This window comes from Paraburkholderia sp. C35 (assembly GCF_003121405.1).
GTDB lineage: Bacteria > Pseudomonadota > Gammaproteobacteria > Burkholderiales > Burkholderiaceae > Paraburkholderia.
On record NZ_QBUY01000073.1, the window covers coordinates 14,825 to 29,790 of the forward strand.

Genomic DNA, 14,966 nt, shown 5'->3' on the forward strand with positions numbered 1-14,966 from the left:
TTCGCAGGAATAAATACACTATCTGAAAGCGTGAGGCCGTGCAAAAGAGACGCACATTTTGTGGCTTGATGGGTAAGCTGAATACACGTTCCCGAGTCGTTTTCCCGTACGTTTTCCAGCTGGAGTTGCGCCATGACGGACTTATCGAGCGGTGCCCGCCCCGTTCTCGCCCTCACACAAGCTCGCCTCGACACCGATCCGCAGGAGACGGCCGAATGGCTGGCTGCCCTCGATGGCGTGGTCCAGCATGTCGGCCTCGAACGCGCGCAATACCTGTTCGACCGGCTGGCGGCGCACGCGCTCGGCAACGGCGTAGCGACGGCACGCGCCAACGTGACGCCGTACGCAAACACGATTCCCGTCGATCAGCAGTCGCCGTATCCCGGCGATCTCGACACCGAAGAAAAGCTCGCCGCGGCCTTGCGCTGGAATGCGCTCGCGATGGTGGTGCGCGCCAACCGCGCATACGGCGAACTCGGCGGTCACATTGCGAGCTATGCGTCGGCGGCCGATCTGTTCGAAGTCGGCTTCAATCACTTCTTCCGTGCGGCGAACGATCAGCACGGCGGCGATCTGGTCTACTTCCAGCCGCATTCGTCGCCGGGTGTGTACGCGCGCGCCTTTCTCGAAGGCTTTCTCGACGAGACGCATCTCGAACACTATCGGCGCGAGATCGCGGGGCCGGGCTTGTGTTCGTATCCGCATCCGTGGCTGATGCCGGATTTCTGGCAGTTCCCGACAGGCTCGATGGGCATTGGCCCGATCAACGCGATCTACCAGGCGCGCTTCATGCGCTATCTGCAGAACCGCAATCTGCTGCAGACGGAAGGCCGCAAGGTGTGGGGCTTTTTCGGCGACGGCGAGATGGACGAGCCCGAATCGATCGGCGCGTTGTCGCTGGCGGCGCGTGAAGGGCTCGACAATCTGGTGTTCGTGATCAACTGCAATCTGCAGCGGCTCGACGGGCCGGTGCGCAGCAATGGCCGCATCATCGATGAACTCGAAGCGCAGTTCACGGGTGCGGGCTGGAACGTGATCAAGGTGGTGGGGGGCTCGGACTGGGATGCGCTGTTTGCACGCGATCGCACGGGCGCCTTGCTGCGTGCCTTTTCGCATACGGTGGACGGACAGTTCCAGACTTTCTCGGCGAATGACGGCGCCTACAACCGCGAGCGCTTCTTCGGGCAGAACCCCGAACTGGCCGCACTCGCCGCACACCTGAGCAACGACGACATCGACCGCTTGCGGCGCGGCGGTCACGACGTGCGCAAGCTGCACGCCGCGTATGACCGCGCACTGAAGCACAACGGCCAGCCGACCGTGATTCTCGCCAAGACGATGAAGGGCTTCGGCATGGGTTCGATCGGGCAGGGGCGCATGACGACGCATCAGCAGAAGAAGCTCGATGTCGAGCAACTGAAGGCGTTCCGCGACCGCTTCCGTCTGCCGTTATCCGATGAAGACGTCGAGCAGCTCAAGTTCTATCAACCCTCGCAAAACAGCCCGGAAATGCAGTACCTGCATGCACGCCGGGCTGCCCTTGGCGGCTATCTGCCCAGAAGGCGGAAAGCGGCATCGCAGACACCGACCGTGCCTGCACTGCCTGCCTGGGGACAATTCGCGCTGGACGCGAACGGCAAGGAAATGTCGACCACGATGGCGATCGTGCGCATGCTCGGCAGCCTGTTAAAGGATGCGTCGCTGGGGCCGCGCGTCGTGCCTGTCGTGGCCGATGAAGCGCGCACGTTTGGCATGGCGAACCTGTTCCGTCAGGTTGGCATCTATTCGCCGCTCGGCCAGCTGTACGAGCCGGAAGATATGGGTTCGATGCTGTACTACCGCGAAGACACCGGCGGCCAGATACTCGAAGAGGGCATTTCGGAAGCGGGCGCTGTGTCGTCGTGGATCGCGGCGGCGACCTCGTACAGCGTGCACGATCTCCCGATGCTGCCGTTCTACATCTACTACTCGATGTTCGGTTTTCAGCGCATCGGCGATCTGATCTGGGCAGCGGCCGATCAGCGCGCGCGAGGCTTTCTGATCGGCGCGACGGCGGGCAAGACGACGCTCGGCGGCGAGGGCTTGCAGCATCAGGATGGCACGAGTCATCTGGCCGCATCGACGGTGCCGAACTGCCGCGCCTATGATCCCGCCTTTGCATATGAAGTCGCGATGATCGTCGATAAAGGCATGCAGGAGATGATCGAACGTCAGCGCGATGTGTTCTATTACGTGACGGTCACCAACGAGAACTATGCGCAACCTTCATTGCCTGCTACATCGTTTGATCGCGTGCGCGAAGGCGTGTTGAAGGGCATGTATCCGCTCGATGATGCCGAGCAGGAAAACGCTCAGGTGCAATTGCTTGGCTCGGGCGCAATTCTCGGCGAAGTGCAGGCGGCCGCGCGCATGCTGAAGGATGACTGGCATATCGATGCCGCCGTGTGGAGCGTGACGAGCTTTACCGAACTGCACCGCGATGGCGTCGCCGCTGAGCGCGCGGAGCGGTTGTTCGATGAAGACGATGCGGCGGTGCCGTACGTGACGTCGACACTGGCTGCGTCGCGTGGGCCCGTGGTTGCCGCGACGGATTACGTGCGGGCCGTGCCGGAACTGATTCGCGCGTACGTGCCGCGTCGTTATGTGACGCTTGGCACGGACGGCTTCGGACGCAGCGATACGCGCGCGGCGCTGCGGGCTTTCTTTGAAGTGGATCGTGCGTCGATCGTGATTGCTGCGTTGAAAGCGCTTGCCGATGATGGCGCGGTGGCACGTGATGTGGTCAAGGCGGCGGTTGCCCGCTACGACCGGCAGGGCGTCGATAAAGGCACGCCTTGGGAGAAGTGAGCATGCTGTTATTATGCGCCGGCATCCACGATGTGCGAGTCACTGTATTGGATGCCGGCCCAGCATGAGAACCACTACACCTGCGCTACAAGCAGATTGGCATCCCGCGCCAGTAACCACCGCCCATCCGTCTCTTTGCGAAGGATGGTCAGCGTATTTCCGGCATGCCGCACAGGCGGCACCGAGCCATCCTTCACGGTAATCGTCACTTCAAGTTGCGAGCGCAGGAAAGCCCAGTCTCCCAACACCTGAAGCTCGAGAATCTCGCTTTTACCGTCGATATCGATATGCTTCTGTCCTTCGGCAGCCGCCATAAAAGCGGCCTTACCGAACGGTTTTTGCCCAGGCACCATGAAAATCGCGTCGTCGGTCATGAGGCTCAGCACGGTTGCCGTGTCGCCGACCTTGCTGGCCGCAAGCCAGGTGTCGATCAGGTCGCGAATGGCGCGTTCGTCGTCGGTCATGGTCATGGTCATGGTGCAGTCCTCGCAGGTCGGTGTCCGGGCCGTCGATTGTAGACAACCCATGCACCGCATCAACCGGACCTGACCGCGCCGCTCATTTCGACGCGACGATCACACCGACACTCGCGCTCACCACGAACAACGTGCCCGCCAGTTGCAGCGCTGTCATCGGCTGATGCAGCACGACGAACCCCGCGAGCGCGCCGATGGCAGGCTCGACGCTCATCAGAATGCCAAACGACGAAGCGGGCATGTGCCGCAACGCAATCATTTCCAGCGCGTACGGCAGCAACGGCACGAGCACGGCAAGGCCGGCCGTGGCGGCAAGCTGCATCGGCGCGATGTTCAGGCCATGCTCCATGAGACCGAACGGTGTGGCAACCAGCGCCGCCGCGATCAGCGATACCGACAAACCCTCCAGTCCCGGAAACAGAGCGCCTGTTTTCTTCATCAACACGATGTAGCTGCCCCAGCCACACGCGGCGCCCGCGGCAAGCAGCATGCCGATGGGATCGCCCACCCAGCCCGCGCGATCGTGCGCCAGCAGCAGGACGCCCGCGATGGCGAGCAGCGGCCACAGCAACGCGCGCAGGCGCCGCACGCCGAGTGTCGCGACCGTCAGCGGGCCGAGAAAGTCGATGGCCACGGCAAGGCCGAGCGGAATCCGCTCGATTGCCGAGAAAAAGCACAGCGTCATGCCTGCCATCGCCACTCCGAGCACGCCCGCTGCCCGCCAGTGCGCGCGCGAGTAGCTGCGCAGTTTCGGACGCACGACCAGCGCGAGGATCACCGCCGCCCACGCGAGCCGCAACCATGTCGTGCTGAACGCGCCGAAGGCGGCCAGGGTCGGCGCGGACAGCGCCGAGCCGAACTGCCCGCACGACATCGACGCCATGCCGAGCAGCGCGGCAAAGCCGACATGACGTCGGGGCGCGGCGGACGATGGCGCTGTGTCAAAGGCGAGGGAATCGGCGAGCGTGGAGTCTTTCATGTCATGGCGAACGGAGTGCAGCAAACAGGCCCATCATATCGGCGAATTGGGGGTTAAGATAAGCTGATATTGCTTATGCCACTATCACGGACGCTAATAATGCGCGACTTCGACAGCAGTCTTCTCCGTGCTTTCGTGACGGTCGCCGAGACGGGCGCCGTCAGTGCCGCCGCCGTGCGGCTGGCGCGCACGCAGGCAGCCGTCAGCATGCAGTTGCGCAGGCTGGAAGACGACATCGGTCAGCGTTTGCTGGAGCGCTCGCCACGCGGCGTTCGCCTCACGGATGCCGGGCATCGGCTGCTGCCGTATGCGCATGCCATTCTCGGCGCCGGCGAAGACGCGCGCCGCGCGCTGGACGTCGGCGATGTCACGGGCACCGTGCGCCTCGGCCTGCTCGAAGATGTGGCCGTGGGCCGGCTGCCGCGCGCGTTGCGGCGCTTCTCGGCCGCGCATCCGCAAGTGGCGCTGGAGATCGTCGTCGATGCGAGCACTGCGCTGTCGCAGCGGCTCGCCGATGGCGCGCTCGACGTGCTGGTCGGCGATCCCGCGATGGTGGAGGCGACGCCCATCGTCAGCTGGACGCAGCCGCTGTTCTGGGTCGGCGCGCGCGGCTATCTGGCCGATTCATCCGTGCCGTTGCCGCTGGTCGCGTTCGGCGGCACGTGTCTGTGGCAGCAGCAGGTGATGACGATCCTGCGACGCGCGGGCATCGCGTGGCGCGTGGGCTGCACCAGCACCAGTCTGCCCGCCGTGCAGTCGGCCGTGGAAGCGGGGCTGGGTGTGTCGGTGCTGCTCGACGGCAACATCCGTTACGACACGATGCGCGTGCTCGGCGCCGCCGATGGCCTGCCCGAGCCGCCCGCCGCCGATCTCGGCCTGTTCGTGCGGCACACGCCCGGCGCGCAGGAAACGGCGGTCGATGCACTGCAGACTTTCCTGTGCGAAGAACTGGATCTCGGCTTTGTCGAGCGAACTTCTAGAGCGTTACGCAGGTGATGCGCAGCGAGTCGCGTGATAACCTCGCTGCGGCGGAGCATGTTTGAAACACGCGGCGGCGCATCGTGTTGTCCCCATGCCTCATGCAAACGTGATGTCCATACCGGATGGAACATCACGTTGCGCGCTCAACGACTTTCAATTTTTTTCTCGGAGTCTCTTTGCCCACGACTCATACGTCGCGTCGGCAGCCCAAGCAGGCACGCGCCGAATTTGCGCTCGACAGCATCCTCGAAGCGGCGGCCCGCACGCTCGAAGCCCATGGCAAGGCAGGCCTGACGACACAACGCGTGGCAGATACAGCGGGCTTCAGCATCGGCGCGATCTACCAGTACTTTCCGAACAAGGACGGCTTGATCGAAGCGCTCGCGCGGCGCGAACTGGAGCGTCTGACGGGCATGATGAAAGAGGCGCTCGCACAGCCCGCGCCGTTCGGCACGGGGCTCAACGCGCGCCGCATGATCCGCACGATAGCAACCTTCATCGGCGACCGGCCGCGCCTGTACGGCATCCTGCGCGCCGAATGGGCCGAGGCCGCGCCCGATACACCCATCGGGCAGGGCATGCTCGGCTACTTTGGCCTGATCGCCGGCACGATGAACCGCGAGAATCCCGAACTCGGCAAGCGCATTGCACGCGACGAATCGCGCTTCGTGCTGTTTCGCGCCATTTCCGGCGTGGTGCTCGCGACGGCACTGGAGCGCCCGCAATATCTCGGCACCGACGCCTTCGAAGACGAGATGGTGCGCCTGATTCTGGGCTTCCTGAGTTACGACCTGAGTCCCGACATGCCGCGGCTGGCACGCGAGGATGACAGTTTTACAAGCGCGTGAAAGTTACGAGGATTCCTCGTATTCGCAACACCAGGCTTGCCGGGCGTTTTTCCCCGATGTCATATTGTGTGTCCAAGGGCTGCCAGCGCGTGCGGATCGATTGAACGATCCGCGCCAATAACGCGCGACGGCCTCCTGAAGGGCACATCAATTCGATGCCGCTGCGATACCGTGACGATGTGCTCACAGCACAGTCGATCCACGCGGACGGTGCGACCGGGGAACGGCATGAACCATCATCAGCTCGAGTCGGATATCGAGCATCTCGAACATGTACTGGCGCGCATCTCCGGCACGGATCATCTTCCGCTGTCGTACTGGCGCAAGCGCGTCGACGACATCAGCGCGGCCGCGCGCATCCCTGCCCAGAAAACCCGCGCCAGAAAGCTCGATGAGGCGTTGAGCGCGCTGGAGTCTCGCGCAGGCGCGTGACGGTGGCAGGGCGGTAACGACGATAAGGAAGGTAACTATTGCAAGCGGACGCGCCATACATTGCACGTCCGCTTGCCCGCTTTGGCGAGTCGCGTTGCGTGGTGCGCAGCGTCAGCGCCGGATGACGCCCATGAGCAGCGTGACAAGAAAGATCACGATAAAGATGAAGAACAGCACCTTCGCGATTTCGGCCGCGCCTGCGGCAATGCCGCCGAAACCGAAGACCGCCGCGATGATGGCGATGATGAAAAAGATGGCAGCGTAACGAAGCATGAAAGGCTCCACGAGAGGATTGCTGGACAGATCGATGCGATGACCGACCCACACGCGGGAACGGCGTCGATGGGCAGCGGCGACGCCGTGATCGCAAGGAGCAACACGCGTGCCCATCGGGTCTTTCTGCGATGCCGTGCACGGCTTGCGCCGAAATCACATTTGCGCGGATCCCACCAGAAATTTTAGGCATTCATGCAACAGAGGGCGGCATATAGACAGTGTCGTCATGAGTGGCGCCCTGGTGCAACCGCGAAATCGTTTGCGTGCCGTTAAATACCAGATATCGGGTTTTAAAATGGCCACACGGTGCATGAAATAGTTTGTAATGTGAATGTTATGAACTGACAAATAATGAAAAACGAATATCCGTTCGCGATTATCGGTTTAACGTTTGCGAGCCTTTATCAGCTTTAAACCGATATTCGGATTGCTGGCTGCGCAAGCGTTTTCGTGATCCGTGATATTTTCGCGACACCCCTTTTCTTTGTGAAGGAACGCGTTAAAATGCGCGCCGATTCACAGAGATAGCGCTTCATATCCTCTGATCTTTCCAGTCTGCAGATTTTCATCCGTATGCGGCAGATGGACCGATTTAACATTCGGCCATCACTCCTGACCGAGGGGGTGTAAATCCCCGGGGAAAACCGCGCTTTAAGCCGGTCAGTAAAAGCAATAAACCGAAGAAAAAATCACATGCCAGTGGGGATTCAAACGATATTCGAAGCGCAATCGGCGCTCGACGGGGTGTTTCAAGGTTTCACGCAGCAGGCACGCAGACCGATGATCGCGCAACCGCGCGGGCTCGTTCGTGCGCTTGTGCACGCCCGCATGATTGCACTGACCGCGGCGGCCACGCTCGCGCTGCACGGCGTCGCCGTGCAGGCGCAGACGTCCGCGCCCGCTTCAGTGCAACCTTCCGCCCAGTTGCACGCGCAAGCATCGCGCGTCAACCTCGCTTTGTTCTATGGTTCGCGTGTGCCTGTCGGCGAACTGCAGGCGTTCGATGCCGTCGTGATCGATCCCGCCAGCGGCTTCGATCCGTCAGCGCATCCGTTGCGTCACACCGCGTGGCTCGCCCGCACCCGTGCCGACGCCGCGCAAACCACGCCCGATGCCTTCGTTGCCGCGCAGATCGCACCGCTGTGGCAACGTGGCTATCGCGGCTTCCTGCTCGACACGCCAACGGCCATCGCATCTGCCGAAGCGATCCGCGCCGCGCATCCCGATGCGCGTCTCGTGATCGGCGGCGATAACGCGTTGCAGGCCGCTACGCCGCACGCCAGTTCGCTGTATGCCGTGATCGGCCCGGCGCTGGTGCGCGACGCGCAGAACGGCAACGTCGCAGCAGGCGCGCGCGATGCGCGCCGCGCCGCCGCGCAGCAGTTCATGCAGGCGACAGGCGTGCCCGTCATCTCGATCGAAACCTGGCCTGCCGACGACCGCGCCTGTGCGCGCACCACGGCCGCGCAGGCATTGGCGCTGGGCGTCACACCGTATGTGACGAACGCGTCGCTGAACGTGGTCGGCATCGGTGCGATCGAAGTGCTGCCGCGCAAGGTGCTGATCGTGCAGGACAGCGACGGTGAGCTGCCGCTCGACGAAACGCCCGGCGTGCGCGATCTCGCGACGCCGCTCAACTATCTCGGCTACGACGTCGAGTTCGCGAACGTCCACGATCCGCTGCCGGACGGCATCACGCCGGACCGCTACGCCGGTGTGGTCGCATGGCTGCAGGGCGATGAAACGCCGAACAGCGGCGCCTGGCGCGCGTGGGTCGATGCGCGTCTTGCCGCACGCGTGCCGATGGTGTTTCTCGGCCAGTTCGGCTTCGACGCGGCGGAAGACGAAGGGCGCGCGCTCGATCTGCAAGCCGTGGCCGGACCGTTCACGGACAAGATCGAAACGGTGTCACGCGATCCGCTGGTCGGTTTCGAAGTCGATCCGAAGCTCGGCACGCGCGACCTCACGGGCGTGCAGGTCGGCAGCCAGAGCCAGTCGCTGCTGCGCGTGAAAAGCGGTGACGCGACGCTCGATCAGATCGCCATCACGCCGTGGGGCGGCTTCGCGATGAGTCCGTACACGGTTGTGTCGCTCAATGGCATCGGCCAGGAGCGCTGGGCGATCCAGCCGATCGAGTTCTTGCGCCGCGCATTGCGCCTGCAACCGATGCCGTCGCCGAGCGTCACTACGGAAAACGGCCGACGCCTGTTCATGTCGCACGTGGATGGCGATGGTTTCGCGTCGCGCGCGGAATTCCCCGGCGCCGACTACTCGGGCGAAGCGCTGTACCAGCAGATTTTCACGCGCTACAAGGTGCCGATGACGCTGTCGGTGATCGAGGGCGAAGTGGGGCCGAAGGGTCTGTATCCGCAGATCTCGCCGCGTCTCGAAGAGATCGCGCGCAAGATGTTCGCGCTCCCTTATGTGGCGATCGGCACGCATACGTACTCGCATCCGTTCGAGTGGGAAAACGTCGATGCGAAGACGGGTGAACGCGTGGACCGCGGTGGCGGCGACACGGCGTTCTCGCTGAACATTCCGAATTACACGTTCAATATCGACCGCGAAGTGACGGGGTCGATCGATTACATCAACTCGCGCCTTGCGCCTCCCGGCAAGAAGACCACGATCCTGCAATGGCCGGGCAACTGCGAGCCGCCCGCGATCGTCGTGCGTGCGGTGTACAAGGCGGGCGTGGATAACGTGAACGGCGGCGACACCGTCATCACGAAGAGCGCGAACAGCTGGACCAATATCGCGCCGATCGGCGTGCTGAAAGGGCCGGGCGCGTATCAGGTCTACGCGCCGAACCAGGACGAGAACGTCTACACCAACGACTGGCTCGGTCCGTTCTACGGCTTCACGCGCGTGCTCGAAACCTTCGACATGACGGACAAGCCGCTGCGCTTCAAGCCGATCGACATCTACTACCACATGTACAGCGGCACGAAGGTGGCATCGCTGCGCGCGCTCGACCAGATTTTCGCGGCCGTGCTGAAGCAGCCGGTGCTGCCCGTGCATATGACGGACTACGCGCACAAGGTGCTCGACTGGCGCTCGTTCGCCGTCGCGCGCTCGGTGCAGGGCGAAGCGTCCGATGCGAAGCAGCAAGACTGGATTGTGCGTGGCAATGGCGAAGTGCGTGAACTGCACTGGCCGCTGACCACGTCGCCGGATCTGCAGGCGTCGCATGGCGTGACGGGTTACGCAGCGGGGCCGGACGGCACCTACATCCATATCGCCGATGGCGCAGCGCGCGTGTCGTTCGACGCAGCGAATGCGAAGCCGCAAGCCAACGCGCTGCCGTATATCGCCGAAGCAAACGGCTTCGTGCGCGATTTCAAACGCGATGGCAAGAACCTGTCGTTCGAGTTCGGCAGCTACTACCAGCCGTTCGTGAAGCTCGCGAATGCGCAGAGCTGCACCGCGACCGTCGCTGGCCGTGCCGTGCCGCTGCAGCGCGACGGTGCCTACGTCCGCTTCGATACGCCCGCGCTGAATGCGCTCGAAGTCCACTATCAGCCTGTCGAGATCCGCTGTGAACGATAAAACGAACGACAACCGTCCCCGTATCGTTCCGACGTGGCTGGTCTACTCGCTCGCGGGCGTAGTGGTCGCGACCATGTACGGCGTGTCGCCGCGCGGCGGCTTGCGTCAGCGCGTTGCATCGGTGGGCGCGCCGAGCGAACTGAGCGTCGCGTATCTGGAAGCGTGGTCGAAGGTCCGGCCCGATAACGAGGAATTTCTCTCGCTGCTGGGCGCGCAATATCTGTATCTGGGCCGCACCGACGACGCCGAACGGATCGCTACGCGCATGGAAGCGCTCGGCACCGAGGACATGCTCAAGAGCGCGATGATGCTGCATCTCGCCGTCACGGAGCAGCGCACCTTCGCGATTCCCGAAGACGATCCGCGCCGCGTGGCCGCGCTCGAGAACTTGCGCGTGCGTCTGACGCAGGCGTCGGCGTTGCACTGGGCGCCGAAGGATCTCGAATGGCTCGCGCAGCGTTCGGCTGCCGTCGGCATGCCGGATCTCGCCGCCAAGCTGTATGCGCGCCTGTCGGCCAACGATCCCGACCAGCGCGCGAAGTGGGATACGCAGATCACGCGCTACGCGTTGCAGGTCGGCGATTATCATGCTGCTGCCGATGCATGGTTCCGTCAGGAAGCCGCCGCACAGACGCGCGATGAACAGCGCCGCTGTTTCGTCGCGGGCGTGCGCACGCTGCAGTCGGGCAATCTGCTCGACGATGCGCTCACGGCTGCCGACGCCCATATCGGCAAGCTCGCCGACGATCCCGCCACGCTGATCGTGATGCTCAATCTCGCGCGTGCGGCGAATCGTCCGGATGCGGTGGACCGTTACGCGAAGCTGCTGGCGAAGTACGCGCTGGCGGAACCGACGTCGCCGATCGGCGAGCATGTGCGCGAAGTCGCGCAAGCGGGTTATGCCTATATGGATGGTCCCGTCGCGTACCGTCATCGCGATGCACTCGTCAGTCTGCGTGCAGCGATGCGCGCAGCGGCGGCAGAGGAAGGGGACAGCGTGCGCGTGCTGCGCGTGGCGGCAAGTGTTGCACCCGCGCAAGCGCCGCAAGCACCGCACGCCGCCAGCGACCTCGCTGCACCGAGCGCCGCCGCGATCCGTTCAGATCCGAGCGTCGCGAACGTGGTGTTTCAGGCGTTCGTCGAATCGGGCGATCTGCCGAGCGCGCAGAAAGTCGCTGCACAACAGGTGCAGCGCGATCCGCGTTCGGTGGAATGGGTCAAGCGTCTCGCGCAGGTGGCCGAGTGGAATCGCGATCCGTCGCTGGCATTGAAGTCCTGGCTCGACTACGCGCAGCTGTCCAACGATCAGGTCGGCTGGCAGAACGTGCTGCGCATCGCACCGATGCTCGACGACGACGAAGCGTATCTGACGGCACTCGTGCATGAATCGCGTGCTACGCCGAACGATCTGAAGCTGGTCGACAACGTCACGGCCACCTATGAGCGTCTCGGCCGTCCCGACGATGCACTGGCGTTCCTGCGCTCGCTGCCGCGCGGCACGAATGCCGATGCCATCGATCAGCGCATCGGCCAGCTTGCCGAGCGCGCCGGTCACGACGATCAGGCGCTCGCGACCTATCGTGCCGTGCAGGCGCGCCATCCTAACGATGCCGACGCAGCGCTGCGCACGGCAAGCGTGCTGTACAGGCAGGGCGACTATCGCGCGTCGCTGGCTGCGCTGAAAGTGGCGCGCAAGGGCGCCAAAGACACCGACGAAGATTTCTGGCGCAACTACGCCGAACTCGCGCGTCTGCTGCAACAGGATGACGACGCGAACGAAGCGTATCGCCATCTGATCGCGAGCGGCGTGGCGACGCCCGAAGACCTCGGCGACATGACGTACTTCTACGACCCGTATCCCATCGATGCGGGCCGTGTCGCGGAGTTGCGTTATCAGCGCGATCACACGGTGCGCGCGTTGCAGGACGCGATCTTCTATTACACCGACGCGCAGGCGATGGACCGCATTGCGTTCCTGCTCGCAGGCCTCTCGCCGGAAGAGCTCAAGGCGGCGGAAGCGTCGCCGTCGCTGCTCGGCGTGCGCGCGGAATACTACCGGCTGATCAATGAGCCGCAGAAGGCGCTCGCCGATCTGAAGCGCGCCGTCGATCTGCCGGGCGCGAGTTCCGATCTGCGTGCGGCGTATCTGTGGACGCTGGTCGACTACGGCAGCGACGGCGACTTGCGTGAAGCGCTCAAGCGTTGGCGCGGCAATGCCGATCAAAGCTCGGCATTGTGGGAGCCGTACGCAGCCGCCGAAATGCGCCTGAACCGGCCCGTTGCCGCGCTCGAATATCTGCGCCGCGAGTCGGCGATGATGTCGCGTGATCCGCTGTGGCTGCTCACCTATGCCGACGCGCAGGAACAGGCGGGCCACGACGGTCTTGCCTGGTCGATCCGCAAGAAAGTATGGCTGCAGATGCAGCAGGACGAAGCGAAGCTCGCGAAGCTGCACGGCGCGCAACGCGCGGCGATGCGTGGCCGTACCGCGCAGGACGCCGAGACGCTCGACGATCTGCGTGGCCGTCGCGTGACGCTATCGGCCGACTATGCGACGGGCGACGAGTCCGCTGCCTTGCTCAACAGCCTGATGGCGGCACGGCCTGCATCGTCGGATAACGCGATTGCGCGCCGCACGATGATCGGCACGGCCAAGGGCTTGCCGGGCGGTGCGCCGCTCGATGGCGCGGGCTTGCCGGAGAACGCGCGCGTGCGCGGCGCGGTGGCGAAGGAAGTGGCCGTCGCGTGGGCGCTGTCGAAGGAAAGTAATCCGCTCGCGAAGCGCTGGCTTGCGCAGCAGTACGCCGAGCGCCTGTCGCGTCCCGCCGATGCACAGCTGACCATCGCGCTCGCCGAGAACGACATCCCTGAAATGGAGCGCCTGCTTGCAGTCGAACGCTCGCGTCTGCCCGTCAACGACCGCATCGACGCGACGATTGCCGTCGACCGGCCGGACCGTGCGCAGCAACTCGCGTTCAATGCGCTCGACGGCGCGCCGGAAGACACCGACCTGCACACGCGTGTGACGGAAACCACGCTCGACTGGCCGCAATCCATCGACGCCGAAGTCGTCAACCATATCGAGCATCCGCTCGATTACGTCGAGACGACGCTCGCCGCGAGCCACAAGATTGCCGAGCGTTATCTCGTCGGCGTGACGGCAGTGCAGCACTTCCAGCATTCGACGGATATCTCGCAGCTGGTCAACGTGCCGTCGGTGGATCGCTGGCTGAACATCTACGGCGAGCGCCAGACGCGCGATACCTCGTTCACGGTGACGGGCGGACGACGCGTCGGCGCGAATGAGTTCTACACGCTCGATCTCGCGAGCGAAGTGGGGCGCAACTCGCCGCTCACGCTCGGCGTGCGCGCGGGCCGCAACCAGGTCGCCGACGAAAACCAGGCGCTGCTGGTGGGCGGCATGAAAGACAACGTGATCGGCGATCTGACGTACCGGATGACGGAGCGCATCACGCTGCCGGGCAGCGTGGAAGCGGACCGCTTCTATAGCCAGTCGCGCAACTACCTCGGCAGCGGCGTGCTGTCGACAGCCGAAGTGAGCTACCGCATCCGCACGACGTACCCCGATTACACGCTGCGCGCGCTGCTCACGCACGGCGGCTACGGTGCAAGCGGACAGCCCGATGCGCGGCTGACGAACCTGCTGCCGACTGCATTGCAGCCCGCAACAGCGCAGGACTTCATGCCGGACACGTACACGCAGTACGGCTTTTACTTCGGCTTCGGTAACGATTTGCAGGAGCAGTACACGCATGCATGGCGTCCGTTCTTCGACGTTGGCATCGTGCATGACTCGATCCAGGGCTGGGGCCCGGACGTGAGTCTGGGCATTGCAGGCACCGTGCTGGGTGGCGATCACCTGGCTGTGTTCCTGCAGCATCAGCGCGTGTCGAAGATCGGCACGCCCGTCACGCTGCTGGGCGCGACCTACAAATGGTTTTACTGATCCGGCGCATTGGCACGATAACGACATTTCTGAGGAGTAGTTCGATGAGCAACATCAACGGCTGGTCACGTTTGATCAAGTGGGTGGCGGCAGCCACCGCGTCGGCGCTGGTGCTGGGCGCATGCGGTTCGATTCGCCAGGCGGGTTCGCCGTCGCTCGAATCGAAGGATTCCGTCGCCGTGGTGACGATGGCGAATTTCACGGAAACGCCGGCAGCAGGCAGCAGCGCCGCCGCCATCGCCGCGAACGCATTGCGCGAGAACGGTTTCGCCGACGTGCGCCTCGCACCCGTCGATGCATCGGCGAATGCGATGTTCGACACGGCACAGCGCGACATCGGCGAGAAGAAACTCGCATGGGCGCGTGAGCAGCGCGTGAAGTACGTGCTGACGGGCGCAGTGGAAGAGTGGCGCTACAAGGTCGGCGTGGATGGTGAGCCGGTCGCTGGCGTGACCTTCGAACTGATCGACGTGGCGTCGGGCCAGGTGGTGTGGAGCGCGACGGGTTCGAAGAGCGGCTGGACGCGTTCGAGCCTCTCGAGCGTCGCATCGTCGCTGATCGGCAGCCTGCTGTCGCCGCTGCGTACGCGCGGCTGAAGGCGTCGTGTGTCT

General features: G+C 63.9%; 10 protein-coding genes. 7 read left to right on the plus strand and 3 right to left on the minus strand.

The genetic code is table 11. The features are described 5' to 3' along the window. The first annotated feature begins 132 nt into the window (after nucleotides 1-132). Nucleotides 133-2,847 carry an alpha-ketoglutarate dehydrogenase gene (gene mdeB / locus DK391_RS30805; RefSeq protein ID WP_109481783.1) on the plus strand — a complete coding sequence of 905 codons (2,715 nt, stop codon included), beginning with the start codon at nucleotides 133-135 and terminating at the stop codon, nucleotides 2,845-2,847. Between the two features lie 74 nt (nucleotides 2,848-2,921). Here mdeB and DK391_RS30810 read toward each other — a convergent pair whose 3' ends face one another. Together DK391_RS30810 and DK391_RS30815 are read right to left on the minus strand one after the other, a co-directional pair. Then, nucleotides 2,922-3,311, minus strand: a complete 390-nt coding sequence (locus DK391_RS30810) for an SgcJ/EcaC family oxidoreductase (RefSeq protein ID WP_109481800.1) — start codon at nucleotides 3,309-3,311, stop codon at nucleotides 2,922-2,924. A 94-nt stretch (nucleotides 3,312-3,405) separates the two neighbouring features. Beyond that, nucleotides 3,406-4,302, minus strand: coding sequence for an EamA family transporter (locus DK391_RS30815; protein WP_109481784.1), 897 nt, complete (start codon nucleotides 4,300-4,302; stop codon nucleotides 3,406-3,408). Nucleotides 4,303-4,401: 99 nt separating this feature from the next. Here DK391_RS30815 and DK391_RS30820 point away from each other — a divergent pair, with 99 nt between their 5' ends. The 3 genes from DK391_RS30820 (at nucleotide 4,402) to DK391_RS30830 (ending at nucleotide 6,563) form a co-directional block, all read left to right on the plus strand. Continuing rightward, entirely contained in the window at nucleotides 4,402-5,298 is an 897-nt protein-coding gene (locus DK391_RS30820; protein WP_109481785.1) for a LysR substrate-binding domain-containing protein, read from the plus strand. Nucleotides 5,299-5,459: 161 nt separating this feature from the next. Beyond that, on the plus strand, nucleotides 5,460-6,131 hold the full coding sequence (locus DK391_RS30825) for a TetR/AcrR family transcriptional regulator (protein ID WP_109481801.1): 672 nt from the start codon (nucleotides 5,460-5,462) through the stop codon (nucleotides 6,129-6,131). A 228-nt stretch (nucleotides 6,132-6,359) separates the two neighbouring features. Then, nucleotides 6,360-6,563 carry a hypothetical protein gene (locus DK391_RS30830; protein WP_109481786.1) on the plus strand — a complete coding sequence of 68 codons (204 nt, stop codon included), beginning with the start codon at nucleotides 6,360-6,362 and terminating at the stop codon, nucleotides 6,561-6,563. A 111-nt stretch (nucleotides 6,564-6,674) separates the two neighbouring features. On the opposite strand, the gene DK391_RS30835 is transcribed toward DK391_RS30830, so the two are convergent. Further along, complete coding sequence (locus DK391_RS30835; protein WP_109481802.1) at nucleotides 6,675-6,836, minus strand: DUF1328 family protein; 162 nt, start codon at nucleotides 6,834-6,836, stop codon at nucleotides 6,675-6,677. Between the two features lie 696 nt (nucleotides 6,837-7,532). Here DK391_RS30835 and DK391_RS30840 point away from each other — a divergent pair. Genes DK391_RS30840 through DK391_RS30850 form a run of 3 tightly spaced genes read left to right on the plus strand, consistent with a single transcriptional unit; the run spans nucleotide 7,533 to nucleotide 14,951 of the window. After that, nucleotides 7,533-10,388 carry a sugar ABC transporter gene (locus DK391_RS30840; RefSeq protein WP_109481787.1) on the plus strand — a complete coding sequence of 952 codons (2,856 nt, stop codon included), beginning with the start codon at nucleotides 7,533-7,535 and terminating at the stop codon, nucleotides 10,386-10,388. Beyond that, complete coding sequence (locus tag DK391_RS30845; protein ID WP_109481788.1) at nucleotides 10,378-14,355, plus strand: tetratricopeptide repeat protein; 3,978 nt, start codon at nucleotides 10,378-10,380, stop codon at nucleotides 14,353-14,355. Before DK391_RS30840 ends, DK391_RS30845 begins: the two co-directional genes overlap by 11 nt. Nucleotides 14,356-14,399: 44 nt before the next feature. Then, nucleotides 14,400-14,951, plus strand: a complete 552-nt coding sequence (locus tag DK391_RS30850; RefSeq protein WP_109481789.1) for a penicillin-binding protein activator LpoB — start codon at nucleotides 14,400-14,402, stop codon at nucleotides 14,949-14,951. Nucleotides 14,952-14,966 lie beyond the last annotated feature (15 nt).

Bases quoted from the DNA above. Each gene is read 5' to 3' on its own strand.
- mdeB (WP_109481783.1), top strand. From the start codon at position 133: ATGACGGACTTATCGAGCGGTGCCCGCCCCGTTCTCGCCCTCACACAA.
- DK391_RS30810 (WP_109481800.1), bottom strand. From the start codon at position 3,311: ATGACCGACGACGAACGCGCCATTCGCGACCTGATCGACACCTGGCTT.
- DK391_RS30815 (WP_109481784.1), bottom strand. From the start codon at position 4,302: ATGAAAGACTCCACGCTCGCCGATTCCCTCGCCTTTGACACAGCGCCA.
- DK391_RS30820 (WP_109481785.1), top strand. From the start codon at position 4,402: ATGCGCGACTTCGACAGCAGTCTTCTCCGTGCTTTCGTGACGGTCGCC.
- DK391_RS30830 (WP_109481786.1), top strand. From the start codon at position 6,360: ATGAACCATCATCAGCTCGAGTCGGATATCGAGCATCTCGAACATGTA.
- DK391_RS30835 (WP_109481802.1), bottom strand. From the start codon at position 6,836: ATGCTTCGTTACGCTGCCATCTTTTTCATCATCGCCATCATCGCGGCG.
- DK391_RS30840 (WP_109481787.1), top strand. From the start codon at position 7,533: ATGCCAGTGGGGATTCAAACGATATTCGAAGCGCAATCGGCGCTCGAC.
- DK391_RS30850 (WP_109481789.1), top strand. From the start codon at position 14,400: ATGAGCAACATCAACGGCTGGTCACGTTTGATCAAGTGGGTGGCGGCA.